The following is a 9,914-nucleotide window of genomic DNA, read 5'->3' on the forward strand; positions in this document are numbered from 1 at the left end:
AAAAAACAGTAGACAATAAAAAAGACCTCCAATCTCTTGAAGGTCTTTTTTATTAAAACTCAAATATGGTGGGCCCAGTATCAACCGAACTATATGTTTAAGTTATTGATATTAAAAGTTATTATGTATTAAGAAATATATTATACCAACCAATATACCAACATTGATTTTATGTTTTTTACACTACCCGACAGATATTGATGCCTCTACTAATATTGTTATTGTTTGTAATTATTATTAATAATTTCAAGTACAAGTGACTATAGAATATAGAATCTGATAACTTGGCGGGATTCCCCTTACTTTATATATGGGTTTAACATTAAGGCTTGACCATACATGTGTGCATGCATATTTTCTAAGTTAAGATTGCGTAAGAAAGTAATTTAAATAAAATATTTCAGTTTTATCGTTAATTAAGAAGAAAAGTGTAAAACACTACATTGGGAAGGATGTTTTTTAATTTTTGATAGTAGTCTTCTCTCAATATTAAATCACATCCTTCCAATCTTGCGATATTAGCATCAGTGCCCACAAATGATGCACCGTTACCAATAAGTTCTTCTCTCCATTGTCTATAAATCAATACGGGTTCTTGATTGCAGTCTAAAGCTCTTAAGCCATGCTTATAAGTGTCTAAGGTCAAACCAAGCATCTGTAATAACTCACTATCCAGCCACAGAATGTTGGGAGCTTCTATACTATGCAGATTAGGATATAGACCTTGAATTCTTGGCTCGCCTAAGCAGAATGTATTATTCCAAATATTGTCCGAAGTATGTTGACAATATAGAGGATTGATTTGCATTACTATCGGGAGTAAGCCTTCAAATAAAACATCTCCTCGTTTTGAGTCATTAGCATTATAATCTCTTTTTGCTAATTGTTGTTCAAACCTAGCTATCCTTATAGAGCCATCAAGATTTTCTGGCTCTTTAAATCCGATATTACTTTCAGATGGTGTTAGTAGGCTTGGACGTTGAATTAGAGATTTAGAGTGAGCAATAATACTTTTGATATCGAGCTTACCGTTATCTTCAAAAACAAAGGAATCTGCGTAATGTTCATTAAGATATTTACAGACTTCGGTAAAAACAAGGTTTTCGATATATATATTTGGTGAGAGTCTCTGCTCGGAGCGATTAATGAAAATATCAAATGTACTTCTATTGAACTCTGAGAGAATAGTGCTTTTGATTATATCAGTCTCAATACCAATATCTTCGAGATACTTATAGTGCGTACTAGACTCTAGTATTGATAAACAATAATTATCCATTATCCATATTTCCTAGTAAAGCAGTAACTGTATTCTTGATATATAAATTATCTAGAGTTAAGGTTTGAAGTAATTCAGGCTTTATACTTACCAAAATCTGATGACAACTTTCTTTTTCAATCCATAAAAGCTCTAATATACTAGCAATGGATAAAGCATAAAATCTTTCAGTATTTGCAAGTAACCACTTCAACGGTTTAACTAAAAGCGTTTTATCGTAGTCAATTAAATAACTAATGGCTTCCAGTATTGTTCTTTGAATATAAGCATCTTGATGCTTGGTTTTACTTAGCATCAGCACAACGGCTAACTCATCTTGACTCATATCAGATAATAAAGTGTCTTCTACATCTTCCCATCGGAAATCACTTGTGTCAGGTAGTCTGCTTTCAATAAAGCTGTAGGCTCTTTCGTACATATTTATAATTGTTTCACTATCTATATCTGCGTATTCAAAAGCAATGATGAGGTTTGAAGTTGAATCTGCCATATAATCATTTGTTGGGTATATTGAAGATATCAAATGAGAAAGCTCTTTAAGAGTTAGATCCAAGTCTATTTCCACTGCTTTTTTGAAGGATTCTTTATTAATAAATCTTTGAAGCCATCCACCTGTTGAGTAAGCAAAATTGTTAACAAACAGAATAACTTTTAATAGATTATCCAAATTCAATCGATCAATTAATGAAAATATTTTTTCATAGTATTTGCTTGCTTCCCTAGGACTCCTTTTTTTAATCAGATTTAGAACCAAATTTCTTACAGTATTATCATCATTGTGCTCTTCAAGATAAAAGTAGATACAATTCAAGTCGCTATCAGACAAATAGCTCTTTTTATCATAAAACTCTATTATTTTTTCTAATGATTTATGCATAACAGAATCATTAATACCTAGCTTTTTATTCAGGAATTCTATTAAATCATTATTAAAATCCATTGAGTAGGCATTGGTATCTCGAGATTTTCCGTTATTTACGTTATATATTAAGCCAAAATTATTTACTATAGATTTGAACCTTATTTCAGTTTGGGCTTCTAAAGTGTTATAACTATTATTCCAGTCTCTACTTAGCAAGTTAATCAGAGACGATTTAGCTAAACTCGTATCAATATCTTTAATAGACGAGATAATATCTAAAAACCCACTTAAATATTCATCTCTATTATCAGTAGGCAATAATTTGTATAAAAAGTTCAGTATTAAAGGACTGATACCTCTATCAGTCTTTAAAACCTCTACAAACATGTAGTCAAGTTTCCAAAAATACGGCTCTTCAATTAGTTGGTCTATAAGGTACTCTACAGCTAAAAGATAATCGATGTTTAATAGTTCTTTAAACCAAGCTATGACTAGCCACCTAATACCCTTCCCATCCTCTGTATGTTTCATTACTGCATCGTTTAAGTATTTTAGTTTTTTGACATACTTTAAAGCTACGTTTGGGTCAATTCTGTTAATAGCAGTGAGGGGATCGATTAATTCTGATAGCGTAGTATCTTTTCGGGAGGTGTATTTAGTTGTATACTCGGTAGCTTTCTTCAATTCTCCTTTAGCTTCTTTTAATTTCTCTGACTTAGCGTAGTAAATTGATTTTTTGAAATAATTCTCGACATACTCGTAGTAATCCGAATCTGTTGACTCACCAAATCTATCATAGGCTTCGATAATGAAAGGTATATTATCTTCATTAATAAAATCTCTTTCTACTATTGCCAATGCTGGAAACGGGAGTCTTACTATGTCCTCAATAACTTCTTTCCAGTAACTTTTTGACTCTATATGTTGCAAGGATTTTCTAATAGTTCGGACTAGTAATTCATGAATATAATGATCCAAGTGCAGAGCTCTAGGAGTACCTTTAAAATGATCTACATCGCTTGCCAAGAAGCTAAGATTAGCGACAATTTCTCTTTCTTGATCTTCCTTTAGAACAGTATGCTCAATAATAAATATATTAATAAAATACTTTAACCAATTGTAGAAAAAGTTAAGCGAAGGAATAGTTTTTTCAAACTCTATTAGCGCTTCTATATCATTCTTAGCATATTGACTGACATTGACATAAAATTCATTTAAGTCAACGCTATTAATATGATCCTCAATGAAATCTATACTCAAAGGTTGATTATCAAAAGGCTGGACATTAGCGGCATTTTCTAAACCAAGTCTTTGTGGAAAACTACGTACCTCTAATAGATAATTAATTCTTCTGGCAACCTGCTCATCTTTATCGCTAGTAATAGACTGATAAAGCTCTAAAATAGTATCTATTTGATCTATTGCTATGAGTGCAACTATAAACTCGTCTAGAAATTCTTTATTTTCATGCTTAGCTACAGAAATGAAAACATCTTCTAGCTTTTCAGAGCCTATTAGACTGTAAGTGTAATATTTAAAATGCTCTTGTTTGATTGGTCTAGTTATTATAGAGCTTACTTCTTGCCATCTAGGGGTATACCCATTTTTCTGTAGAATAGTAAAAGCTTTAGCGGTCAATTCATCATCGAAGTTCTTTTCATCATTAAAAAACAACAGTGAGTTGGCTCTTTCTGTACCATAAATCAAGCAAATAGCTTCAAAATAAAGCTCAAAATTCTCTAAAAACTGGCTGTGATGCTCTTCAGTATTAGTTGTGGAGATCGTCCGATTCAACTCACTTAAATAAATAAAAAGTGACCAGTCTTGCAAAGCCTCCGCTACTCTCAAAAAATTTTTGAAATTGTTTTTTATAACTCTTTCTGGATGACCGTGATAAAGGCTATCGGCTAGAAAGTCATTATTTGTGTATTCTAATACATCTTTGTGCCTATCAGACCTTATGTAATAATTTAATAAATACCGATAAGATTTCCCATTATTATAAAAGCCTTGTTTTTCGAGCCACACAATAATGAATTGGTAGAAATCACTTAAATCGGTAACTGAAGATAGAGTTTCAATATTGAATCTTCTAAAACTATCATGATACAGACTAATACCACCTCTGGCGGTATTCTCAGAAATGACAGGATTTAACACTTTTAAATCTTGATCTACAATGTATGTGAAAGGTGCGATTTCTTTTAGTTCAGTTCTAGTAACGGCAAATTCTAGACAGGCTAGAATCCCAGAGGTTGTATTGTTTTCAAGTTGGTTAGATAAATATTCATAATAGCTTTGTAAGTTGAAATCGTAGGGGGGTAAGCTATCTAAAGTCTCTATTGAAATACTCGGTTGGTTAGTGATAGATTTGAGAATGTAAGTTAGATAAAGGGGGTTACCTTGGCTCTTTTGAGTGAGCAGTATCGATAAATACTGTTCTTCTAGTTTGATATCATCGACACTAAACCTTTCCATTAGTAGCTTAGTATCGTCTTCATCCCAGCAAGGTAGGTCTATCCTTGTAAAGCTGTAATCCTCTATTAAGATTTGAACTTCATTTACAGGCTGAGAACCTAAGATTATTGAAACGTTGGAAGGTAATACAATTTGAGATATATAGTTAATAATTCTAGTCTTGTCTTGTGAAAGTGAAGCTGAATTATTTAATACTCTTTCAACATGGTCTAATCCATCTATGATAATAACTAATGGCGTGTCTATTTTTCCTAGTAGCAGGTTCAACTCATCAAGATCAGCCGTTAGTAAACTTGTCTTTTCCATTATTAATTCGGGAAAGTAACCTACTATACTACTAATTAGATTTCCGAAAAATACGTTTGATGTGATTCTATCTTCGTATAAATCATCTTCTGTGCTAGTAAAGCAGTAATGACGGATGACCTGACTGTCATTGGTTTCTAGGTATGTGATAAAGTTAGTTAAAAACCATGACTTTCCAGCACCGGGTTCACCAATCAATAAGCTTTTATGGCTATCTATTATCTGGCCTAAGAATTCTTGATATTTACTTGATATCACTATATTTTTAGAAGTATCTATTTTGAACTTTTGTTCAATTGCTCCATAGTCAGTTCTTAATCTTAAGTCACTAAGTATATCTTGTACGGAAACCTCCTTTGACTTACTTCTATAATCTCCTACTAACTTGGCAAGTCTTACCAGAAAGTCGATAACGTATATATCATCGTTGGGATACTGTTCTATTCCTAGCTTCTTCGCTTGTTCTATAAGTATTTTTTCCAAATAACTAGGATTAGTAAAGTCTAAGCTAGCTTTTGGTAGCTCTAACTCGATGACTAACTCGTCACAAAAGTTTTGAAAAAGGTTTCGATCTACCGATTTTTCTTTAATATACTTACCAAAGCTATTCCAACGATTGAAGTTTTCAGGGTTAGTTTCCCAAATATTATCTAAATTTATTTTAAATAATTTGGTAGGGTAATCATTAAATGAAGAACTATTATTCTGAATAGTTAAAACACGTCTAATGTCTTCATTGATAGGTGCGTTCCACGCTAGGCATAACCTGAACTCTGTTTTAGGTGTTCTAAGGTCGTTCCATGCTTCAAACAACTTATAAATAGCTAACCCATAGCCACTATCATTAGCAAGATCATCCTTTACTAACGTTTTATCAGTAGAGTCATTACTATATTTTATTTGCTTACGCTGTATTTCTGTACCATTCGTGATAACTAAATCGTCGAACTTATCAAGCACACCTGCTGAAGTGTTTTTTTTATCAATGGTAAATACACTTGTAAAATGACCTTCCAGTATTTCTTTTAATATAAAATAACTGGTAAGTAAGTCTTGATAGTCGTAGCCTTCATGAGCACTATTCAAACTCAAGATTTATTTCCTTATAAAAAATATGTTGATGACTGAGCTTGTCTGTGTTCTAGTAAATAAAACTTAGACGGTTAGACTCTTAAAAATATTAAAATATAAGTTGCTGACGCCCTAAAACATGCAGACATATGTAACTAATAATACTCTTTGATATAGCCGTAGACCCCATCGAAAAGCTCTTGGTCTTTGTGTAGCTTATACTTCAAACCCCGATATTAATAGCGTCACCTAAGAAAAGCAAATTTCATACTCCAGTCTTCTACACTATATAGATAATAGGATATAGAGCTTTTCTGGACTTTCAGAGTAAGATTGATTCATGGCATATGCAGATATTGATGATATTTTAAATACCATAATATTGAGGGGTTTACCACCTAATAAGTTATAGTTTCAATAATAAATTAATCTACTTTAGCGTTAACCATTTCTAGTATCAATCTCAATTTTCAGCATAGCTCGACTATAAAACCGACTACATCAGTGTATTTATATGGACTCTAATGCTTGCTGGCATGCTTGAGCCAAATAAGGATCAACCGTATCTTGTTTAAGCAGCCATTTAATATAGCCAATACCTTCAGAGTTCGCAGCTAAATTCGCAATAGCCTCACCCTTATGCTTACCAAAACTTAAATGCGTGGGTACGCGGGCTATTTGGCTAAATTCATATAGGCTTTCCACATCATTTATCTCATGACCTTGGCTATTGGCCAAATCAATCAAACTACCAAGCACCAGTTCAGTAAAATAAATGTCAGAAATGGCAGCATGTGCATCCTTTGCTTGAGCACGGGCTATATCACGGTGAAAGTGATAGAGGAGGGATACTAGCTTATGGCTCTCTAATGTAGGAAGCAGGAAGTTAGCCATCGCATTGGTACATATTAATTTAGGTAAATGGGTCACGCCAGCATTTTTCAGAACGGCCATATCAAAATCAATATTGTGACCAATTAAGTATTTGACACTGCTAGGCAGTCTAAAATCTGTATGAGGTGGCTCATTCGCCACATCCTCATCACAGATATGTGATATCGCCATAGAACCCAAGCTAATTTCTTTGAGAGGGTTAAAGCGCTTAGCTCGCGGAGCTTGTAATATAAATACCTTACCATCGTTTATTTCAACAATAGAATAGGCTGCTTCAGTCATATGCGGTTCAATAAGTCCCGTCGTTTCTGTGTCGAGTATATAAGTAGTCATAATTTTATTTGTAGTTCTTATTTGAGGATGAAATTTAAAATAGTGAAATATTTGATTTGATTAGCATCGGCTTAGAGGGCTAGTAGTAAATGATAAATTAACATATAAATTGGTAATAGCTATCATTTATCAGTTTTCTTGATCAAGTAATCGCTAAGTGGTGAAACTATATATGAAAACTAAACTAAGGATTTAATAATGAGAAATTTATATCAACAAGACCCAATACTCGAACGATGTAATAATATCCCCCAACTCCTTAGCATTAAGGATGTCGTTAATTATACTAGCCTTAGTCGTTCTACCATCTACGAGATGATTAATGAGGAGTCTGATCGCTACGATTCAACATTTCCGAAAAAAGTACAACTTACAAAAGTCAGAGTAGTGTGGGTAGCGAGTGAAATAGCCGAGTGGATTAATAATAAAATCGGGGAACGCTTAGCATAAACAATAAAAAGTCTATTGAGTAAAAATATGGTTCTAGCTACCTTAGAATGAGCGCTAGCTGAACGTAATAATTAAAAACATGTGATTCGTTGGAAGTTGATTTATATAACAAGTTAGTCTAGCAGGGCTGGCTGGATAAAATAAGATAGCTTCATTGATAGGCCAAGCATTACATACTCAAAGGCTTAGTCGTATAAGTCTGGGTGGTGTTCTAAAAAGTATGCTGGCATCAGACATAGCCATAATTGACATAGAAGAATACCAAATCAAACACCTTAAAGTGGTTATCAAACTTCTTTGAGAAGCAACAGGTCTTTCGAACGGCTCGTCGCAATCGGTGTCTAAGGCGACAGTTATTACCTTCAATGCCTACCGTATGAGATTTGCCAACTCGTTTGTGGTCAAATTTAAAGGCGGTTTTAAAGCTATCCCAGTTATCCATGCTAATAGAACCATAGCTGACTTTCAGTTGTTTAAGACGGGCTCTTAGCTTCTTAGCTGTTTTCAGGTCACGTTTGCCCCAAACATAAGCAACAATCTCATTAGTAGCGCGGTCATAAGCATAAATAAGCCAAACTTTACGCTTTTTGCGATACACGTAAGTCCAGAATTCATCAATCTCTAAGCGTTCATAATAGCGCTTTTTAGGTGTAATCTTATAGACCGATGAGCCTATGGTGCTAAGGACTTTACCAATACTAATAGAGGCTATAACGGCTATGTCTCTGACGCCGCAACCTCTAACCGTCATTAGCCGTATGATGTCTTCTATTTTAGAGTGACAGCCGTTATAGGTTACCGCATGATCGCCAATAAACTGGCGTTTGCAGTCCTTGCACTGGTAGTTCTGCTTGCCATAGCTTTTTTTGCCGTGTATCGAAAAACTGGGACTGTGACAGTCGGGGCAATTGATCTGTATTTGTGTCTTCATAACCTCAAATATATCATCTTGCTCTGGCTGTCACTCCTCCTTTTATTTCCTCAGCATACTTTCTGATACACCATCTAAGTCTGAATTACAGTGAATTAATTAATCGTACCTCTAAGGATACTTATAGTGCCTACAGCAGAATTTCAGCTTAACTTTCTAAGACGTATTCAATGGTTACTTGAATCTAGCTCTTATACCTCGACCTATAAATTTGCATTATTAATCGCAGTAACCAATCTTTCTATAGAGTCTAGTACTAGTGATAACAGTGAATGCGTTATTTTTTATGAGCAGTTGGCAGAGCAGTTTATTCAGCTTTATTGGACACAAGCATTACCGTTCTCAGATCAGTGTGGTGAGTCTATACTGAAGCAAAGCACTACAACAGGCCAAGCTAAGGTCATCACTAGTATTTTAACTCTGCAAGAAGAAACTAAGACTACCAACCTAAATATAGCTCGGACACGTCATATCAAAAAGTGGCAATCGACCATTAAAGAAATAGCTCGAACGATTAAAAACAACCCTGCCAAGTATCTACAAAGTGCAGAAGATAAAGTTAGCCGTGAATTCTTTTATATTTATAACTCAAGAGAAAAAGCAATCATACTAAGGTCTGGGATCGCTTACTGTTTCGCACGTTTTAGTCAGATAATTCATAAGCTTTGCCAACAATACTGGACAGAGTTTGTACGTAACAATCGTCACAACCAATTATATTTTAGTGATGACATTGATTTACAAGGTTTTTTGTTTAACCAATCGCGTCAAGATTTAAGCTTGTTAGTACCTATACTAAATGAAACTCAGCAGGGTCAGTGCTTCTACTGTCAAAAACCATTAAAAAAAGACATCGAAGTTGATCACTTTGTCCCTTGGTCGAAATACCCCAATGATACGACTCATAATTTTGTACTGACTGATCATAAGTGTAATAACAGTAAACGTGACTATCTTGCTGAAGAGAGGTTTTATGAGAAGTGGTTGAGGCGTAACCAACAATATGGACAAGTTATTGAACAAGAAACAGACGGTATTGGCTTCATAAGCAATCAAAAGCGTTCAGAAACTATTAGCCAATGGGCTTACCAAGTAGCTGTAGAGCATGAAGACCTAGTCTGGTCACCAGAGTTAAATATGAGGCTACGTACTATCAACCCTGAGCTATTACCCAGATTGAGAGGCTGATACTTTAATTATATCGATTTTATGATCAATCGCTTGTTGAGAATTAATGTAAAACTAACCATGCGCAAATCTTGTCTGATCACCTTGATAAAGGTTCTACTAAATATGCTTATCGTTATGAA

General features: G+C 34.2%; 6 protein-coding genes. 2 read left to right on the plus strand and 4 right to left on the minus strand.

Features of this window, described 5'->3' with window-relative positions; all coding sequences use genetic code 11:
• Positions 1-412 precede the first annotated feature (412 nt).
• The 3 genes from I3254_RS04400 to I3254_RS04410 all read right to left on the minus strand — a co-directional run bounded on the left by I3254_RS04400 (position 413) and on the right by I3254_RS04410 (position 7,223).
• On the minus strand, positions 413-1,279 hold the full coding sequence (locus I3254_RS04400) for a hypothetical protein (RefSeq protein ID WP_238051604.1): 867 nt from the start codon (positions 1,277-1,279) through the stop codon (positions 413-415).
• Positions 1,272-6,017 carry an ATP-binding protein gene (locus I3254_RS04405; protein WP_238051605.1) on the minus strand — a complete coding sequence of 1,582 codons (4,746 nt, stop codon included), beginning with the start codon at positions 6,015-6,017 and terminating at the stop codon, positions 1,272-1,274. The genes I3254_RS04400 and I3254_RS04405 overlap by 8 nt, the downstream gene beginning before the upstream one ends.
• Positions 6,018-6,506: 489 nt before the next feature.
• On the minus strand, positions 6,507-7,223 hold the full coding sequence (locus I3254_RS04410) for a 3'-5' exonuclease (RefSeq protein WP_238051606.1): 717 nt from the start codon (positions 7,221-7,223) through the stop codon (positions 6,507-6,509).
• A 198-nt stretch (positions 7,224-7,421) separates the two neighbouring features.
• On the opposite strand from I3254_RS04410, the gene I3254_RS04415 reads away from it, so the two are divergent.
• Positions 7,422-7,673: an AlpA family phage regulatory protein gene (locus tag I3254_RS04415; protein ID WP_238051607.1), complete on the plus strand. Its 252-nt coding sequence runs from the start codon at positions 7,422-7,424 to the stop codon at positions 7,671-7,673.
• 229 nt (positions 7,674-7,902) lie between these two features.
• Here the strand turns inward: I3254_RS04415 and I3254_RS04420 are convergent, their stop codons facing one another.
• Positions 7,903-8,604 carry an IS1 family transposase gene (locus I3254_RS04420; protein ID WP_238051608.1) on the minus strand — a complete coding sequence of 234 codons (702 nt, stop codon included), beginning with the start codon at positions 8,602-8,604 and terminating at the stop codon, positions 7,903-7,905.
• A 126-nt stretch (positions 8,605-8,730) separates the two neighbouring features.
• Between I3254_RS04420 and I3254_RS14370 the strand changes: the two genes are divergently transcribed.
• On the plus strand, positions 8,731-9,792 hold the full coding sequence (locus tag I3254_RS14370; RefSeq protein WP_238051611.1) for an HNH endonuclease: 1,062 nt from the start codon (positions 8,731-8,733) through the stop codon (positions 9,790-9,792).
• The last annotated feature ends 122 nt before the right edge of the window (positions 9,793-9,914 follow it).

Source organism: Psychrobacter sp. Ps2 (assembly GCF_022129405.1).
GTDB lineage: Bacteria > Pseudomonadota > Gammaproteobacteria > Pseudomonadales > Moraxellaceae > Psychrobacter.